General features: G+C 57.6%; 14 protein-coding genes and 1 tRNA gene. 7 read left to right on the top strand and 8 right to left on the bottom strand.

The features are described 5' to 3' along the window. The first annotated feature begins 49 nt into the window (after nucleotides 1-49). Together gdhA and LG327_RS16555 are read left to right on the top strand one after the other, a co-directional pair. Entirely contained in the window at nucleotides 50-1,399 is a 1,350-nt protein-coding gene (gene gdhA, locus LG327_RS16560; RefSeq protein ID WP_404363592.1) for an NADP-specific glutamate dehydrogenase, read from the top strand. A 187-nt stretch (nucleotides 1,400-1,586) separates the two neighbouring features. Then, nucleotides 1,587-2,702: a hypothetical protein gene (locus tag LG327_RS16555; protein WP_404363590.1), complete on the top strand. Its 1,116-nt coding sequence runs from the start codon at nucleotides 1,587-1,589 to the stop codon at nucleotides 2,700-2,702. Between the two features lie 28 nt (nucleotides 2,703-2,730). Here LG327_RS16555 and LG327_RS16550 read toward each other — a convergent pair whose 3' ends face one another. The 3 genes from LG327_RS16550 to LG327_RS16540 form a co-directional block, all read right to left on the bottom strand. Continuing rightward, nucleotides 2,731-3,093 carry a hypothetical protein gene (locus tag LG327_RS16550; RefSeq protein ID WP_404363588.1) on the bottom strand — a complete coding sequence of 121 codons (363 nt, stop codon included), beginning with the start codon at nucleotides 3,091-3,093 and terminating at the stop codon, nucleotides 2,731-2,733. A 17-nt stretch (nucleotides 3,094-3,110) separates the two neighbouring features. Then, nucleotides 3,111-3,545: a hypothetical protein gene (locus LG327_RS16545; RefSeq protein WP_404363586.1), complete on the bottom strand. Its 435-nt coding sequence runs from the start codon at nucleotides 3,543-3,545 to the stop codon at nucleotides 3,111-3,113. Between the two features lie 219 nt (nucleotides 3,546-3,764). Next, nucleotides 3,765-3,841, bottom strand: a tRNA-Arg gene (locus tag LG327_RS16540). Nucleotides 3,842-3,965: 124 nt separating this feature from the next. Between LG327_RS16540 and LG327_RS16535 the strand changes: the two genes are divergently transcribed. Next, a complete protein-coding gene (locus LG327_RS16535) occupies nucleotides 3,966-4,751 on the top strand; it encodes a TIGR04283 family arsenosugar biosynthesis glycosyltransferase (RefSeq protein WP_404363585.1) in 786 nt (261 codons plus the stop codon). Next, nucleotides 4,729-5,409: a TIGR04282 family arsenosugar biosynthesis glycosyltransferase gene (locus LG327_RS16530; protein WP_404363583.1), complete on the top strand. Its 681-nt coding sequence runs from the start codon at nucleotides 4,729-4,731 to the stop codon at nucleotides 5,407-5,409. The genes LG327_RS16535 and LG327_RS16530 overlap by 23 nt, the downstream gene beginning before the upstream one ends. 50 nt (nucleotides 5,410-5,459) lie before the next feature. Here LG327_RS16530 and LG327_RS16525 read toward each other — a convergent pair whose 3' ends face one another. Together LG327_RS16525 and LG327_RS16520 are read right to left on the bottom strand one after the other, a co-directional pair. Next, on the bottom strand, nucleotides 5,460-8,309 hold the full coding sequence (locus LG327_RS16525) for an insulinase family protein (RefSeq protein WP_404363581.1): 2,850 nt from the start codon (nucleotides 8,307-8,309) through the stop codon (nucleotides 5,460-5,462). A gap of 23 nt (nucleotides 8,310-8,332) precedes the next feature. Then, nucleotides 8,333-8,650 carry a hypothetical protein gene (locus LG327_RS16520; protein WP_404363580.1) on the bottom strand — a complete coding sequence of 106 codons (318 nt, stop codon included), beginning with the start codon at nucleotides 8,648-8,650 and terminating at the stop codon, nucleotides 8,333-8,335. Between the two features lie 400 nt (nucleotides 8,651-9,050). Between LG327_RS16520 and LG327_RS16515 the strand changes: the two genes are divergently transcribed. Beyond that, nucleotides 9,051-11,036 carry an SDR family oxidoreductase gene (locus LG327_RS16515; RefSeq protein ID WP_404363579.1) on the top strand — a complete coding sequence of 662 codons (1,986 nt, stop codon included), beginning with the start codon at nucleotides 9,051-9,053 and terminating at the stop codon, nucleotides 11,034-11,036. Between the two features lie 272 nt (nucleotides 11,037-11,308). Beyond that, nucleotides 11,309-11,911: a peroxiredoxin gene (locus tag LG327_RS16510; protein ID WP_404363578.1), complete on the top strand. Its 603-nt coding sequence runs from the start codon at nucleotides 11,309-11,311 to the stop codon at nucleotides 11,909-11,911. Between the two features lie 69 nt (nucleotides 11,912-11,980). Here LG327_RS16510 and rnt read toward each other — a convergent pair whose 3' ends face one another. Next, nucleotides 11,981-12,607, bottom strand: coding sequence for a ribonuclease T (gene rnt / locus LG327_RS16505; RefSeq protein WP_404369505.1), 627 nt, complete (start codon nucleotides 12,605-12,607; stop codon nucleotides 11,981-11,983). Between the two features lie 30 nt (nucleotides 12,608-12,637). Then, the gene (pyrC, locus tag LG327_RS16500) at nucleotides 12,638-13,699 is read right to left on the bottom strand and encodes a dihydroorotase (protein ID WP_404363577.1); all 1,062 of its coding nucleotides are present in this window, start codon (nucleotides 13,697-13,699) and stop codon (nucleotides 12,638-12,640) included. 179 nt (nucleotides 13,700-13,878) lie between these two features. On the opposite strand from pyrC, the gene LG327_RS16495 reads away from it, so the two are divergent. Continuing rightward, complete coding sequence (locus LG327_RS16495; RefSeq protein WP_404363575.1) at nucleotides 13,879-14,772, top strand: OmpA family protein; 894 nt, start codon at nucleotides 13,879-13,881, stop codon at nucleotides 14,770-14,772. Nucleotides 14,773-14,792: 20 nt separating this feature from the next. Here LG327_RS16495 and LG327_RS16490 read toward each other — a convergent pair whose 3' ends face one another. Then, the gene (locus LG327_RS16490) at nucleotides 14,793-15,719 is read right to left on the bottom strand and encodes a histone deacetylase family protein (RefSeq protein ID WP_404363574.1); all 927 of its coding nucleotides are present in this window, start codon (nucleotides 15,717-15,719) and stop codon (nucleotides 14,793-14,795) included. Nucleotides 15,720-15,818: the final 99 nt, after the last annotated feature.

Raw genomic sequence — 15,818 nt, 5'->3', positions numbered from 1 at the left:
ACGCTTCGTCTTGCTGGCGACCGCCGATTAATTTTCAAGGAATCACCGAATGACTGTGCGACTGGATCAAAAACTGGATGGTATCTACCAGGAAGTACTACACCGCAACCCGGGTGAGGTGGAATTTCACCAGGCTGTGCTCGAGGTTTTTGAAACCCTGGGCCCGGTGATGGCGAAATACCCCCACTTTGCCGATATAAAGATTATCCAGCGCATCTGTGAGCCGGAGCGGCAGATCATTTTCCGCGTGCCCTGGCAGGACGACACCGGCGAGATCCATATCAACCGGGCCTTTCGGGTGGAGTTCAACAGCGCCCTGGGCCCGTACAAGGGTGGCTTAAGGTTCCATCCTTCCGTTTATCTGGGAATCATCAAGTTTCTGGGCTTTGAGCAAGTCTTCAAGAATGCGCTCACAGGCATGCCCATTGGCGGCGGCAAGGGCGGCAGTGACTTTGATCCCAAGGGCAAGTCTGACAGCGAGATCATGCGGTTCTGCCAGAGTCTGATGACCGAACTCTACCGGCATCTGGGTGAGCACACTGACGTGCCCGCCGGCGATATCGGGGTGGGCGGCCGGGAGATCGGTTATATGTTTGGTCAGTACAAACGCATCACCAATCGTTATGAGTCCGGGATACTGACTGGCAAGGGTCTGGAGTGGGGTGGCAGCCTGGTGCGCACCGAGGCCACCGGCTATGGCGCCGTGTTTTTTACTCAGGAAATGCTCAAGGCGCGGGGTGATTCCCTGGAAGACAAGAAAGTGGTGGTGTCCGGCTCTGGCAATGTCGCTATTTACGCGATCGAGAAAGCCCATGAACTGGGCGCGATCGTCATCGCCTGCTCCGATTCCAGTGGAATCATTGTCCACGAAAAAGGGATCGACCTGGACACGGTCAAACGGATCAAAGAAGTTGAGCGCCGTCGGATCAGTGCGTACCTGGAATTCCACAAGGATGCGAGGTACGTGGAAGGTGGCAACATCTGGGACATACCCTGCGATGTGGCTCTGCCCTGCGCCACCCAGAATGAACTCAACGGCAAGGACGCCAGGACACTGGTGAAGAACGGCTGCATTGCCGTGGCCGAGGGGGCGAACATGCCCACCACGCCGGAAGGCATCCAGGTTTTCCAGGATGCGAAGTTGGCCTACGGGCCGGGCAAGGCGGCCAACGCCGGGGGTGTCGCCACCTCTGCCCTGGAGATGCAGCAGAACGCGAGCCGCGACTCCTGGTCTTTCGACTACACCCAGGTGCGCCTGCAGGACATCATGATCAACATCCATAAAAACTGTTTTGAGACGGCTGAGGAGTTTGGCTCGCCGGGTAATTATGTGGTGGGTGCGAACATTAATGGCTTTATCAGAGTTGCCCGTGCCATGGAGGCCATGGGGCTTATCTGATATGCAGGATCGCAATGGTGCACGCCTCTGATGGGGTGTGCCAGCGTGCTGCAAGGGCCGTTGTCATGCCGGAACCCGGCAGGTGACCGGTGCATGAGGGGGGCTCTGACCTGTGCCGGGTAGGTCTGGGTGCTATCATCGAGGTAACCCCTGATATCGATCAGAGCATGCCTTGGGCGATGAAAATGTGAAAAAACTCTGTTTTATTCTTGCTCTGGCCCTGACGGTGGCACTCATTGCCACTGTCAGCTCCAGCCCCATGCCCATTGAGGAAAGACTGATCCGCATCCAGGCGGGGGATATGCTTGGCGATTTTCCGGAGATTGGAAAAGAGCCGCTTGAGCTGCAGGCGGCTCTGCTGGACATGGCTGACGACGAACTCCTCTTCCTCAAGGCCCATACCGCCTTCCTCCGCTACCCGCAGATGACCCGTGAGATTTTTCCCCTGTACGGGCCGGAGCGCGAATTTCGTGAAATCCTGCGGCTCTATGGCGAGAGCATTCTCCCACCGATCCACTACTTCCTGGGCAGGCCGATTGGCTCCATTGAGCTGATGAACCGGGCCGCCCGGAGTTACCGGAATGCCAGGGACTATTTCACCGGTGGCGGGAAGCCGGAGGCAGAAGGTGAGGCGTCCTCTGAAACTGAAAACCTGCTTCCAGTGGAGCGCGGCTGGTACGCCGTCAACTTCATCCAGGATGAAGGACACGATTTCCTGGGCCAGTTTGTTGTGAATAAAGAGGGTGAGGTTACCTGGGTGCGAACCGAGCGGATACTGGAAGGCCTGAACCAGTTTTTCGCCAGTGGCATCCGGAATCTTGAAATCAAACACCGTACCGGTGAGGGCGTATCCGCGGAAGACATTGGCTGGGCCTCCGTGGACGTACTCGTCTTCGCCAGCGCCCTGAAGGTTCTGAGGGCAGGGCGCGCCACTGCCGCAACCACGAAAGGAGCCGCCAGAAGCACCCGCTCTGCAGCCTTCGTCGCCCGCCTTGGTAACGGTGGCCGGATGGTGCTGAATAGCGCCAGATACGCCAAATGGCCGGCAGTAATCGGAGTTGGCTATCTGGTGATCAGGCACCCCGGCATCGTCAACGATTTTCTCGCCGGGGTTTCTGAAGTGCTGGGTTATCCGGTATGGCTGGTGCAGTTTCTGGGGTGGCTGTTGATACTGCTGCCGGTGTTGTACATCGGCAGCTGGATAATGCGGCTTGTTGTACGGCCCAGTATGGCCATGTTGAGCGGGTTAGTTTCCGGGTTGTCGCGGCTGAACAGGCGGAAGTCTCAAAATGGTATCGATTAGTAGAGCCTTCCCGCCTGAAATGTAGTGGTTATGCAGAAGCGACTGGAGCATAAAGACCGGATAACAATATGGCTATCCAGCCAGTCATCGCCATTGTGTAGACCATGTCGATAAAAAGCTTGCGGGACTCTGGCGACTTTTTTCGAAAATAGACAAAGCCAGCCACAAATATTGCGAGTGGCAGAACCGCCAGGGGGGACATGAGCATGTCCAGCCACTCCCGGTCCATCAGTGGAGCATCAGAGCCAAAAATGTTTTGGCTGACCGGCTCATAGGAGGAACGGGTGAACAGAATCCCAATGCCGCCGACCGTGAGTATTACCTGGGCCACATGCATGACCAAAATGAGTAACCGACCCGTCATCCGTGTAACTGGCATTGCTCTGACCATAACCATTGTCCTTTTGGTCAGGGTAATTTACGAACATTTCCACGGATAGAGGTCCGAGCAAGTTGGCCGCCTGACACCTTAACGTCGAACCTCTTCAAAAGCTCAGTTGGCCGGCCATCACCATCAATCCTCGTGATGGTCACATCTGCTTTGCCGTTACCAATCAGGGTGCCATCAATATTGATCTGGATCTTCTGAGCTACCAGTCCGGACATTGTAAAAGACTGAATTTCCTCAGCTGTGGAAAGCTTGATGGGGCTGGTCTTAAGTGAGGCAAAAACCATTGTGCTGGAGTTATCCCCCAAAGAGAGCACGTCGGTTAAGCCGAATATATCCGGCTTTCTTTTTGCAGGATTGGAAACTTGAATATAGCTTCCAGAAATCAGGTTCAGGCCAAAGCCCGTCCTGGGGATGCCAAATCCCAGGCTATCCAGGTTAATCACAACGTCCATGTTTAATTTTTCCTTTAATTTCAGTCGATCAAGACATTATCAAGCCAGAATTATTTTGACAAAAAATAATGAACGAGAACTGAACCGTGCGCACAGTTTCGGTCGTGGCCAAAAATTTTTTTATGATATTTTGCCCCGCCAGCTCAGGAATCTAATGACTGTGTCTCGATAGAGTTTCTAGCGAAGCAAAAAGGTTCTGGCGAATTGTCGGGGAAGAAATGGTGTCCCAGGCAGGATTCGAACCTGCGACCTGCCCCTTAGGAGGGGGCTGCTCTATCCAGCTGAGCTACTGAGACATATTCGGCAAGGGCGGTATGATAGCCGCACAGGAGCCGCGCCTCAACCCTGTGTGATGGCGTTCCCTTCTCTGTGTTAGTGTTTTACCTTTAATGACATCACCGCTGAGGTCAGCGAGCTTTCATGAATACCCATAAGTCCGAGATGCGTTCCACTGTCGTCAACCAGCCGGAAAGCGCCGATTCCGCGGCAGAACAGGAGCCTCCCGGCCCACCCCGTATCAGCATTATCGTGCCAGTCTGGCGCGAGGCTGCCAGCATTGAGGCGAGCCTGCTGCCGCTTCAGCCCTGGCGTGAGGCAGGCCATGAAGTGATTGTGGTGGATGGGGGCAGCGACGACGGCACCCGGGAGAAAGCCAGACCACTGTGTAACCACCTGGTGACTGCGGAGCTGGGCCGGGCAGCCCAGATGAATGCCGGCGCCGAACTGGCCAGTGGCGACATACTTCTGTTCCTGCACGCAGATACCCGGCTGCCGCAAGCGGCCAGAGAAACCCTCGCGGACTTTTATCGCTCGCACCTGCACTGGGGACGGTTTGATGTGCGTCTCAGCGGACGGCGGTTGCTGTTCCGGGTGATTGCCTGGTTCATGAACCAGCGTTCCCGCCTTACGGGTATTGCCACAGGCGATCAGGCCATCTTTGTCCGTCGGTCGGTATTTGAAGCGTTGCATGGCTTTGCCAGGGTTCCCCTGATGGAAGATGTGGAACTGTCCAGCCGGCTTCGGCTGGCGTCCCGCCCCTGGTGTATACACGATCCGGTGGTCACGGACAGCCGGCGCTGGGAGTCCCGCGGCGCCTGGCATACCATCTGGCTCATGTGGCGCCTGCGCTGGCGCTACTGGCGGGGAGAGTCCCCGAATACTCTTGCACAGGAATACCGTTCTGATGTCCGAAATGCCCAGTCCTGATATCTCTTCCGCCCGGCCAGCCGATGACCGGTCCGGCTCCCACCATGTAACACTCATCCAGTTCGCCAGATGGCCCGAACTCGGGAAGGTGAAAACCCGTCTGGCGCCCGCCCTGGGCGAAGAAGGTGCACTCAAGGCTCATATGCAGCTTACAGCCACGGTGCTGACCTCACTGGCGGGCACCGAGCTGCCGCTGCAGTTCTGGTGGGACCGGGCCCTGGAGCCGGTGCCGGAACCCGCCCGCCATCTGGTAAAGGCACTGAATCAGCGGGCGGTGGTTCAGAGAGTGCAGAAGGGTGAGGGCCTGGGCGCCCGGATGAACGACGCTTTTGAGCGCACTCTGGCCCGTTACCGGAAGGCAATCATTGTGGGCAGCGACTGTCCCTCGGTGGACGGCGACTATGTCCGTGACGCAGTGGCGGCTCTGGATCACGCAGATGTGGTGATTGGCCCGTCTGACGACGGCGGTTACGTTCTGCTCGGAGCCCGAAGGGTGGCGGAAGGCATGCTGGATGACATCGAGTGGGGCAGTCCGCAGGTGCTGGAGCAGACCTGCCAGCGTCTTGACAGTGTGGGGCTCACGTTCAGTCTGCTGGAGCCACGCTGGGATGTGGACGAGATTGAGGACTGGCAGCGTTTTCTGGCCATGCCTGTGTGACAGGCATCCTCAACCCCTCCTTTTTGCTTCCCCCAGAATCACGGTCCGGATTATTCCACGGCTTCACGCTGGCGCAGGCGCGTCATGATGCCGCCGCTGCTTGAGGGGCCGGGCACTGTCACGATTTCAAGGGCATTCTGGCGTTTCAGTATGGAGGACTCGTAAGTTCCCACCAGTTCCTCAAGTCGTACCTGCTCCACGGCCCCGGCCAGCTTGTCACGGGAACTGAAATCCGTGGCGCCGCGGTCGATTTCCCGCCAGTACCGCTCCGACACCTCGGCAAGGGTGCGGTCTTTCTCCAGCAGTTTGCTGGTAACGGCACTCTTCTCCCGCCTGAGTTCGGTGTCGGTCATGCCTGCCAGGTCCTCCCGGAACTGTTCTGAAAATTCCTGAACGGCCTGGTCGATTTCCTGACCGGTGGCTTCCGGAGACTGCACCACAAAACCCAGGGCCGGGGTTTCCAGCATTTCGTAGGGGGTGGCATAGACCACGTAGCCGAGTTGCCGGTTGGTCCGGATCTCCTGGTAGAAAGGGCTGCTGACGACCTGTCCCAACAGGCGGTATTTCGCGCGGCTGTCAAAGCTTGTGTCTTCCCCCTGCAGATAAAGCAGGTAGCCAGTATCCGGGTGATCCACGGTCAGGGTGACTTCCGTCTCCTGGGCAGGCAGGTCCCGGACACCGCTTCGGGGCACGTTTACCATTTCGCTGTTCTTCAGCACGCTGGCTCGGGCGAAATGGCTCAGGTTCAGTGCCGACGCCTGTGTGAGGTTGCCGTGGACAAGCATCACCGGGTCAACCCTGGCGAGCAACTGGCTGCCGAAAGCCTTCAGCTCATCGAGGGTGACATTACGGGTGGCCTCCAGTTTTTCATCCGTGGTCCAGGTGCCTTCAATAAGCGCACTCTGCAGGAACTGGGAAGCCTGGGCCACGGGCCGCTCCCTGGATTTGTTACGCAGGCTGTCCAGAAGGTTCTGTCTTGCGATTTCGAAACGCTGCCCGTCGATGTGGGTGTCCGCCACCTGGCCAAGAATGCGACTGAACAGGGTGTGGAGCTTGTCGTTGTAGCCGCCAACACGGATCGTGACCCCTCGCAGATGGTTGTAGACACTGTAATCAAGGCCTGCGAGCTGGGCGGCGTAAGCCCATGCGTTGAGATTGGTATTAATGGCATCCACCAGCAGCTGAGATAGCACTTCGTTCTTCGCTGATGCCAGGGCCGTGGGTGAACGGAGGCTCAGGTAGACGTTTGCCCTTGGGGCATCGAAACGGACGTCCCGGGCGTACCAGAGAGTCAGGCCCCCTGCGTCATCTTTTACTGGGGCAAGCCGAGCCGGCTGATCCATTGTGTTCCCCGGGACCATGGACAGATCTTCCGGGATGAACGGGTTGGCGGCTGGAAGTGCCAGCTGTTCGGCAAGCCTGGGCCGAGCAGCGTCGTGAAGTTCTGCAGCTGTCGTTTCGGTAAAGGTATAGACGGTTTTATACCAGGTGGTTTTCTGCACCTGGCCTTCCGGCCCGTCTGGAGACACCACGGTGACCAGAGTATTTTCAGGAGTCAGCTGGTCGAGTATCTCCTGATACAGCTCTGGCCTGTACTCGGCCATCATCCACGGCGCCCGGAGCACGTCTTCCGGGGCTACGTGATGCATCTGCATTGACAGCCGGCTGACCTGGTGGAGCGGAGAGGGCCGTTCCTTGAAGCGGAAGTCGATCTCGGCCAGGCGTTGCATCTCATCAAAGCGCTGCCTGCTGACGCCGTCCCTGCGCACCTTTTCTATATAATCGAACGCCAGGCTGACGACTTCATCCCGGCGTTTCAGACCTTCCGGAGTCAAGGCCATGGAGAGTTCGAGGGTGCTCTGGTAGCCAGTATCGATCGCGCTTCCCGCCGACAGGCTGTCCACCAGCCCCTCGCGCCGCAACACGTCATAAAGGCTGCCCGGTCCCTCATGGCCGAGCAGGTTTGAAACGTAATGGTCGGGCTTGCTCTGGTAGTGATCCCGCTGGGATGGAATCGGAAAGGTCAGGGTCACCCGCCGGAGATCTTTCACTGCCTCGACCTGTAGCTTGCCGGGCAGGTCATCCGGCCTGAAGATGGGGGCCCTGTGAGCCTCCGGTTTCAGATTCCGGTTTTCGATTTTCACAAAACGGGTCCTGACCATGGTCTCCAGTTCTTCGAGAGTCTGGGGGCCGTAAACTACCAGGGTCATGATGTTGGAAGAATAGTGCTCACGCCAGAACTTCAGCAGGTCAGGTCGCAAGGGGTTCTGTTCCGTGTCTTCCAGGGTGGAGAGATTGCCTACGTGGAACTGGCTGTATGCGCTCTCGGGGTTTGCAATGGTTTTTCTGGCCGCGTGAATACGGCGACCATCGTCCTTGAGGCTGGCGCTGAACTCGGAGTGCACCGCCCGGCGTTCCCGTTCCACCAGCTCCGGGGTGAAAAGAGGAGCGGAAAACTGCTGGGCAAAACGGTCCAGGGCCGGTTCCAGAAACTCAGCCTGGATATCGAAAAAGTAGTTGGTGTCCTGAAAGGCGGTAAAGGCGTTGTGGCTGCCGCCGTGGCTCTTGATGAACTGCTGGTAGGCTCCAGGATCCGGATACTTTTCGGTACCCAGAAAAAGCATGTGTTCAAGAAAGTGCGCCAGCCCCTGGCGTTCTTCCGGATCATCGCCACTGCCCACGGCGACATCCAGGGAAGCGGCGGCCTTGTCTGATGCCTCGTCTGAAACCAGCAGCACTTCGAGACCATTGTCCAGAGTGAGATAACGGTAAAGGTTCTCATCACTGGGGCTTTTTGCCGGCGTAACCTGTGCCTGGGCCAGGCCAGTAACAAGTAGCAGCAAGGAGGTGAGCAGAAGCCCGGAAAGGGCCGTTGGTCTCAGAACGGTGCCAGATGACATTTAATACTCCGATAGGGCTGGTGTCAGTGAATAACCGATTGCCGTGTGCTCTGGGGCTGCTGATCAAGGGTCTTCCTGGCGAGATTCGCCGCGTCTTCCCCGCTGAGCTGCCCCGATGCGATCCGTTCCAGTACGGAAGCCATGACCGCAGTGGACTGGTGATAGTCGGCAAACTCCTGCTGGAACGCCTCATCGATGGCTTCGTAAACCGCCTGGATCTTTTCCTCGCGGCTGCCTTTTTCCGCAGAGGTGTCGTTGATGGCTTTCAGGCAGGCCCGGGCGATGGCGATGTAGCGGTCCGCGTTGGCGTCCTGTTTTGGCTGTTTCGGCTGTTTTGACATGAAGCAAGCACCATCCGGTTTTACAGGTTATGGAAAGCCCTGATTATGTCACCCGCGCGAAGGCTTTTCATGTCTGTCTTCATGTCCATCATTTAACGCCGGGTGTTGCGGCGGATCTGGAGCGTTGTCAAATCATGCAGGCTCCAGGAGCTGTGCTAATCTCATGGAGTCCGGTTTTATTTATGGCGCCAGTCGATCGCCTCTGCTCGGGGACTTTAGAGTTTTTGCTCTATAAAAATCAAAAGGTTAAAGGCTGGATCCGGTAAAAATCGCAATACATGAGAACAGCAAGTAAGTATAATACGGCTCACTTTTTGAGCGGATGGTCCGTCGGTGATCGGTGGCAAGCGCCATGGAGCGTTCGCGGGAATTTAACAATGACAAGCAGGATGGGGTATCAATGAACTACTTTTTAACGGGTGCCACGGGCTTTATTGGCCGTTTTCTGGTGGAAAAACTGCTGGCGCGGGGCGGCACCGTTCACGTGCTGGTGCGTGAAGAATCCATATTCAAGCTGGACAAACTGAGGGAGCGCTGGGGCGCAACTGAAGATCAGGTGAAGGTGGTTGTCGGTGATATCACCAAACCGGAGCTCGGCCTCAGCGCGAAAGACGTCAAGGCGCTGAAAGGAAAGATTGATCACTTTTTCCATCTGGCCGCTGTGTATGACATGGGTGCGGACGAGGAAGCCCAGGCGTTTGCCAATGTCGAAGGTACCCGCAATGCCGTGAACGCGGCAGCGGTACTCGAGGCAAAGCGCTTTCATCACGTGTCATCCATTGCAGCCGCCGGCCTTTTCAGGGGCACCTTCCGGGAAGACATGTTCGAGGAAGCAGAAAAGCTGGATCACCCCTACCTCAAGACCAAGCACGAATCGGAAAAAGTGGTCCGCCAGGAATGCAGGGTGCCTTTCCGTATCTACCGTCCGGGAATGGTCATTGGCCATTCGAAGACCGGCGAAATGGACAAGATCGATGGCCCCTATTATTTCTTCAAGCTGATCCAGAAAATCCGCCGTACGATTCCCCAGTGGGTGCCCACTGTTGGTATTGAAGGCGGTCGCCTGAATGTCGTCCCGGTTGATTTTGTCGTCAATGCCATGGATCACATCGCTCACCTGGATGGTGAAGATGGCAACTGCTTCCACCTGGTGGATTCGGATCCCTACAAGGTGGGTGAGATCCTCAATATCTTTGCAGAAGCTGGCCACGCACCCAGGATGGCAATGCGGATCGACTCCCGGATGTTCGGCTTTATTCCCCCTTTCATCCGCCAGAGTGTGAAGAACCTCCCTCCGGTCAAGCGGCTCACCAGTGCCGTGCTGGATGACATGGGTATCCCGGCGTCGGTCCTGTCTTTCATCAACTATCCGACCCGGTTTGATGCCCGCGAGACAGAGCGCGTGCTGAAAGACACTGGCATTGAAGTCCCCCGTCTTGAAACCTATGCACCGACGATCTGGGATTACTGGGAGCGCAACCTGGATCCGGACCTGTTCAAGGACCGCACTCTTCGAGGCTCCGTGGAAGGGCGCGTCGTGGTGATTACCGGTGCCACCTCCGGCATCGGTCTGGCAACCGCAGAAAAGCTGGCTGATGCCGGGGCCATTCTGGTCATCGGTGCCCGCAAGAAGGAGCGTCTGCATGAGGTGGCCGCGAAGCTGTCATCCCGGGGTGCCAGGGTCTATCCGTACCAGTGCGACTTCTCAGATATGGAGGACGCTGACCGGTTCATAGAGCAGGTCCTGAAGGATCACGGCCACGTGGATTTCCTTATTAACAATGCGGGGCGGTCCATCCGGCGTTCCCTGAACCTGTCATTCGACCGGTTTCACGATTTCGAGCGTACCATGCAACTGAACTATTTCGGTTCAGTCCGTCTGATCATGGGCTTTGCACCTTCCATGCTCGAGCGTCGTCGCGGCCATGTGGTCAACATCTCCTCAATCGGCGTACTCACCAACGCCCCCAGGTTCTCGGCCTATGTGGCTTCCAAGTCGGCGCTGGATGCGTTCAGCCGTTGCGCGGCAGCCGAGTGGTCGGACCAGAATGTGACCTTCACCACCATCAATATGCCGCTGGTGAAAACCCCCATGATCGCGCCTACCAAGATCTACGACCAGGTACCGACACTGTCCCCCGACGAAGCGGCAGACATGGTGGCGGATGCCATCATCTATCGTCCCAAGCGGATTGCAACACGCCTGGGTACCTTTGCCCAGGTCCTGCACGCCGTTGCGCCCAAGATGGGCGAGATCATAATGAACACGGGGTACAAGATGTTCCCGGACGCCACGCCAAAGGCCGGTGAGACAGGTGCCCGGAAAACCAAAGTGTCCTCTGAGCAGGTCGCCTTCGCAGCCATCATGCGAGGTATTCACTGGTAGCAGCCGGGGGGCGCTTCATTTGGAGCGCCCTGATCCCTTCTCAGCAAAGATGAGACGCATCAAAGTTATTTCCGATATATCTGATTCCAGGAAACTATTCGCAGCCCATGGAACGCAGCCCGCTCCTGTGTATCGTCCCTGGACGGTTGAATTCTGTTCTCGGCACCTCATATATAGGCAATCACAGTAATGATCAGCCTTCGGGAGCTCTTTCCCTGTTCGTTTCCGAGGCCTCTTTTTGAACCACACCCTTTCACTGAATGGAGAAAATCATGGGCGTACTGGTAGGAAAACCGGCACCAGACTTTACCGTACCGGCTGTTCTGGGCGACGGCACTATTGTTGATGAGTACAACCTGGCGGAAAACATCAAGGGCAAACCGGCCCTTATCTTTTTCTACCCGCTGGATTTCACTTTTGTATGTCCCTCAGAGCTCATTGCCCTGAATCATCGGATGGATGCATTCGAAGAGCGCGGTGTCGAGGTGATCAGTGTCTCCATCGATTCGCACTTCACTCATAACGCCTGGCGCAACACCCCGGAAGACAAGGGTGGTATTGGCAAGGTTCGCTACACCATGGCGGCTGACATGAATCACGATATCGCCAAGGCGTTTGATGTGGAATCGGCAGGCGGCATGGCGTTCCGTGGCGCTTTCCTTATCGACAAGGAAGGCGTGGTTCGTTCGCAGATTGTCAACGACCTGCCCCTGGGGCGTAATATCGACGAGCTCGTCCGTCTCGTTGATGCCCTGCAGTTCCACGAAGAGCACGGGGAAGTCTGTCCTGCTGGCTGGACCAAGGGTGACAAAGGTATGGACGCATCACCGGAAGGTGTCGCCAAGTATCTGTCCGAGAACGCCGGCGGCCTCTAACAGGCGCCGGTTCCAGAGCACAAAAAACCCCGCTGCGGCGGGGTTTTTTGTGCTCTGGAAAACAGATATTCAGGCAGGGTCTGTAGGGATCGGTGGGGGTGGAAAGCCCCCCAGTTCCTTCCAGCGATTGACTATGCCGCAGAACAGATCGGCGGTTTTCTCTGCATCGTAGGCCGCGGAGTGGGCCTCCTTGCTGCTAAACGGAATGCCCGCCAGTTTGCAGGCCTGGGCCAGTACCGTGTGACCATAGGCCAGCCCGGCCAGGGTGGCCGTATCGAAGGTCGAGAAAGGATGAAAGGGGTTGCGCTTGATATCCGCCCGTTCCGCGGCCGCGAACAGAAAGTTGTGGTCAAAGGTGGCGTTGTGGCCCACCAGAATGGCCCGCTTGCAGCCATGGGCCTTTACGGCCTTGCGGATGGCACTGAAAATCTCGCTCAGCCCTTCAACTTCAGGCACGGCTTCCCGCTCACTGCTGTAGGGGTCGATACCTGTGAAATCCAGAGCCGACTGCTCAAGATTGGCGCCCTCAAACGGGTCAATCTGCTGCAGGACGGTCTGGGTGCGACACAGGTTGCCGTCTTCGTCTATGTCCAGAAGTACGGCGGCAATTTCCAGCAGGGCGTCGGTGCGGGAATTGAATCCCCCGGTTTCCACATCCACGACGACAGGCAGAAATCCCCGGAAACGGGCTGCCATGGGGGACGGAGAGGTTGTTTCGTCAGTCACTCAAACTCCTTGACTAGTCTGTGATGCGGGGGCGAGGCGCCAGCGCAGGGTCTCACCGGCCCGCAGCGGGACAATGTCGTCACCGCCCAGCGGCAGGCTGTCCGGGACGGACCAGCTTTCCCGGAGAAGGGTAATCGTATCGCGATTGCGGGGCAGGCCGTAAAAATCAGGGCCGTGAAAACTGGCGAAGGCTTCCAGCCGGTCCAGAACGCCCAGGTCTTCAAAGATTTCGGCGTAAAGCTCTATGGCGGTGAAGGCCGAATAGCACCCCGCGCAGCCACAGCTAGTCTCCTTGCGGCCCCGGGCATGGGGTGCCGAATCCGTTCCAAGGAAAAACCGTGCATCTCCGCTGACCACCACGTCCTGCAGCGCCTGTTGGTGGATGTTCCGCTTCAGAATGGGCAGGCAGTACAGGTGGGGACGGATGCCCCCCACCAGCAGATGATTCCGGTTATACATGAGATGCTGGGGCGTGATGGTGGCGCCCAGATTGCTGCCGGCGTGCTGCTTTACGAAAGCAGCCGAGTCAGCCGTGGTAATATGCTCAAGAACCACCCTCAGATTCGGGAAAGATCCGAGAGTGGGTGCCAGCACCCGTTCCAGGAAGACTTTTTCCCGATCGAAGATGTCAACATGGCTGTCTGTGACTTCGCCATGGGTCAGCAACAGCATGCCACAGTCGGCCATTTCGCCAAGAACATCGTGGATGCGGTTGATGTCGGTCACGCCAGAGGCCGAGTTGGTTGTCGCTCCTGCCGGATACAGCTTTGCTGCCGGAATGCCGCTGGCGTGAGCCTCGCGAATGTCATCCGGGGTGGTCTGCTCTGTCAGGTACAGGGTCATCAGCGGCTCAAAGCCTTCGGATTCGCCTCTGGCCTGCAGGATGCGGTCACGGTAGGCCAGTGCCATGGCCGCATTGGTTACCGGCGGCACCAGATTGGGCATGACAATTGCGCGGCCAAAACATCGGGCGGTGGCTGGCACTACATCATCTAGAACAGGCCCATCCCGGAGGTGGAGGTGCCAGTCATCGGGTCGGGTGAGGGTCAGGTGTTCGGTCATGCGGTAACGGCTTCCTGAAGGCATCGCTGGGTGAAAGTCCCGTGTTGCGCGTGAGTATACCAGAAGCCGTTTTTGATTAGTCGGCATGGCCGCTAAAGAGTCGGCATTGCCCGCCGATAAACAGAGACTACTGTGTGGATAATCCCACGGCTGAATGATGATGAACCGGACGAAATGACATGAAGCTTCTCTCTTTCCAGGCTCTGCTGGCAATCATGGTGTCGGCGGCATTTTCCCCGACGGTGGCGGCCGCCACCTATGGCGCAGGCATCGAGAACAGCCAGTGGTATCTTTCCGAGTCCGTTTTTGACTGTACTCTGACTCATCAGGTGCCCGGCTTTGGCCGAGCGGTGTTCCGGCACCGCGCTGGCGAAAGTCTTGGCTTTCATCTCGAGTCGGACACCCGTCTCATGCGGGCCGGCCAGGGCACACTTATCATTGAGGCACCAGCCTGGCGACCGGGCGCTGTACCGCGCCCGCTGGGGGCAGTGAAAGTGGCCGATGGCAAGCGGCCAGTCGCACTGGACCCCTCTACAACCATGTCCGTGGTGAGTGGCCTCATGGAAGGCATGGCGCCCACGGTGAGCCGTCAGGCCTGGTACAGCGATGAAATGGTCCGGGTGCGGCTGTCCAATATCAATTTCCCCGGCCGTTTCGAGAGCTACCGGAACTGTGTGGGCAGCCTTCTGCCGGTAAATTACGATCAGATCAAACGCTCCCGTGTGCGGTTTGCGGTGGACAAGGCAGATCTGTCAGAGCGGGATTATGAACTGCTCAACAACATTGCTACCTATGTGCAGGCGGATTCCAGCGTCGAGCGCATCTTTGTGGATGGACATACCGACCGTGACGGAACCCGCATTCATAACCGGGCGCTCTCCGAAAAAAGGGCCAGGGTGGTAGCCGAGTACCTGAAGCAGCGGGGGGTCTCAGAAGAAAAGATAATTGTTCGGTCTCATGCGGACCAGTATCCGGCATCCAGCGTCAAGGCTGAGAATCGCCGCACCACCATCCGACTTGAGAAGGAAGGCGAGAGGCCTGAGCTCTCCCCGTCAAGACGGAACGCAGTCTGACGAATCAATCAGACAGCACATCAGCCGATGGCGAGAAGGCCTTCAAGGTGGGCGTTCACGCTCTCTGCAAGGGCCCGCAGGTGATAGCCGCCTTCCAGGGTTGATATCAAGCGGTCATTGGCATGATCATGGGCGACGCTGGTCAGCAGATCGGTCAGCCACCGATAGTCCGCGGCCTCCAGATTAAGCTCTGCCATTGGATCCTGCCTGTGGCCGTCGAATCCCGCCGATACCAGCACCAGCTGCGGCCTGAAGTTCTGCAATGCATGAAGCCAGCCGGCTTCTATCTGCCTGCGGTAATCCGCCGCCGACGTGTCCGCAGCAATGGGCGTGTTGATGATGTTGCTGGCCAGGCGGTGCACATGGGAGTGAGGGTAGAAGGGGTGCTGGAAACTTGAGCACATCAGAATGCGTTCGTCGCCCTGGACGATGTCAACGGTGCCATTGCCCTGGTGGACATCGAAATCCACAATGGCAATCCGCTCAAGCCCGTGAAAGTTCAGAGCCCGCTTTGCAGCCAGAGCGATATTATTGTAGAAACAGAAGCCCATGGACTTGCTGCGTTCGGCATGGTGGCCAGGGGGGCGGGCACAGACAAAGGCATTGGTGACCTGGCTGCTCAGTACCATGTCCACCGCCTGCACACAGCTCCCCGCCGCAAGTCGCGCGGCCCTGAGGGTATCAGGGGTGAGGGCGGTGTCCGGATCCGTGAACACCCTTCCCCGCGCTGGCTCCATCAGATCAAGCTGGTGCAGATAGCCTTCCGGATGCACCATGGTCAACTGGTCCCGGGTGATTTCCTCGGGCCTTACCCAGTCAAGCTGCTGGGCCACTCCGGTGTCTGCAATGTAACTGATGATCGCAGCCAGTCGCTCCGGGGACTCCGGGTGGTCGGGGCCCATAATGTGTTTCTGGCAATCGTCGTGGGAAAAAAAAGCGGTTGTCATGACCTGCCCGATCTTTGCCGGTGAGTTGCGCATCCCGCCTGCACGGCGCTGCGGACTCAGGTTGTTTTACACCGATGTTATCAGGGAAAAACGGCTCCT

Source organism: Marinobacter sp. (assembly GCF_044799475.1).
GTDB lineage: Bacteria > Pseudomonadota > Gammaproteobacteria > Pseudomonadales > Oleiphilaceae > Marinobacter.
This window is presented reverse-complemented; position numbering and strand designations above follow the sequence as displayed.

What these genes read in the sequence shown, in the direction of transcription:
- gdhA (WP_404363592.1), top strand. Translation starts at nt 50, where the DNA reads ATGACTGTGCGACTGGATCAAAAACTGGATGGTATCTACCAGGAAGTA.
- LG327_RS16550 (WP_404363588.1), bottom strand. Translation starts at nt 3,093, where the DNA reads ATGGTCAGAGCAATGCCAGTTACACGGATGACGGGTCGGTTACTCATT.
- LG327_RS16545 (WP_404363586.1), bottom strand. Translation starts at nt 3,545, where the DNA reads ATGGACGTTGTGATTAACCTGGATAGCCTGGGATTTGGCATCCCCAGG.
- LG327_RS16535 (WP_404363585.1), top strand. Translation starts at nt 3,966, where the DNA reads ATGAATACCCATAAGTCCGAGATGCGTTCCACTGTCGTCAACCAGCCG.
- LG327_RS16530 (WP_404363583.1), top strand. Translation starts at nt 4,729, where the DNA reads ATGTCCGAAATGCCCAGTCCTGATATCTCTTCCGCCCGGCCAGCCGAT.
- LG327_RS16525 (WP_404363581.1), bottom strand. Translation starts at nt 8,309, where the DNA reads ATGTCATCTGGCACCGTTCTGAGACCAACGGCCCTTTCCGGGCTTCTG.
- LG327_RS16520 (WP_404363580.1), bottom strand. Translation starts at nt 8,650, where the DNA reads ATGTCAAAACAGCCGAAACAGCCAAAACAGGACGCCAACGCGGACCGC.
- LG327_RS16515 (WP_404363579.1), top strand. Translation starts at nt 9,051, where the DNA reads ATGAACTACTTTTTAACGGGTGCCACGGGCTTTATTGGCCGTTTTCTG.
- LG327_RS16510 (WP_404363578.1), top strand. Translation starts at nt 11,309, where the DNA reads ATGGGCGTACTGGTAGGAAAACCGGCACCAGACTTTACCGTACCGGCT.
- rnt (WP_404369505.1), bottom strand. Translation starts at nt 12,607, where the DNA reads ATGGCAGCCCGTTTCCGGGGATTTCTGCCTGTCGTCGTGGATGTGGAA.
- pyrC (WP_404363577.1), bottom strand. Translation starts at nt 13,699, where the DNA reads ATGACCGAACACCTGACCCTCACCCGACCCGATGACTGGCACCTCCAC.
- LG327_RS16495 (WP_404363575.1), top strand. Translation starts at nt 13,879, where the DNA reads ATGAAGCTTCTCTCTTTCCAGGCTCTGCTGGCAATCATGGTGTCGGCG.
- LG327_RS16490 (WP_404363574.1), bottom strand. Translation starts at nt 15,719, where the DNA reads ATGACAACCGCTTTTTTTTCCCACGACGATTGCCAGAAACACATTATG.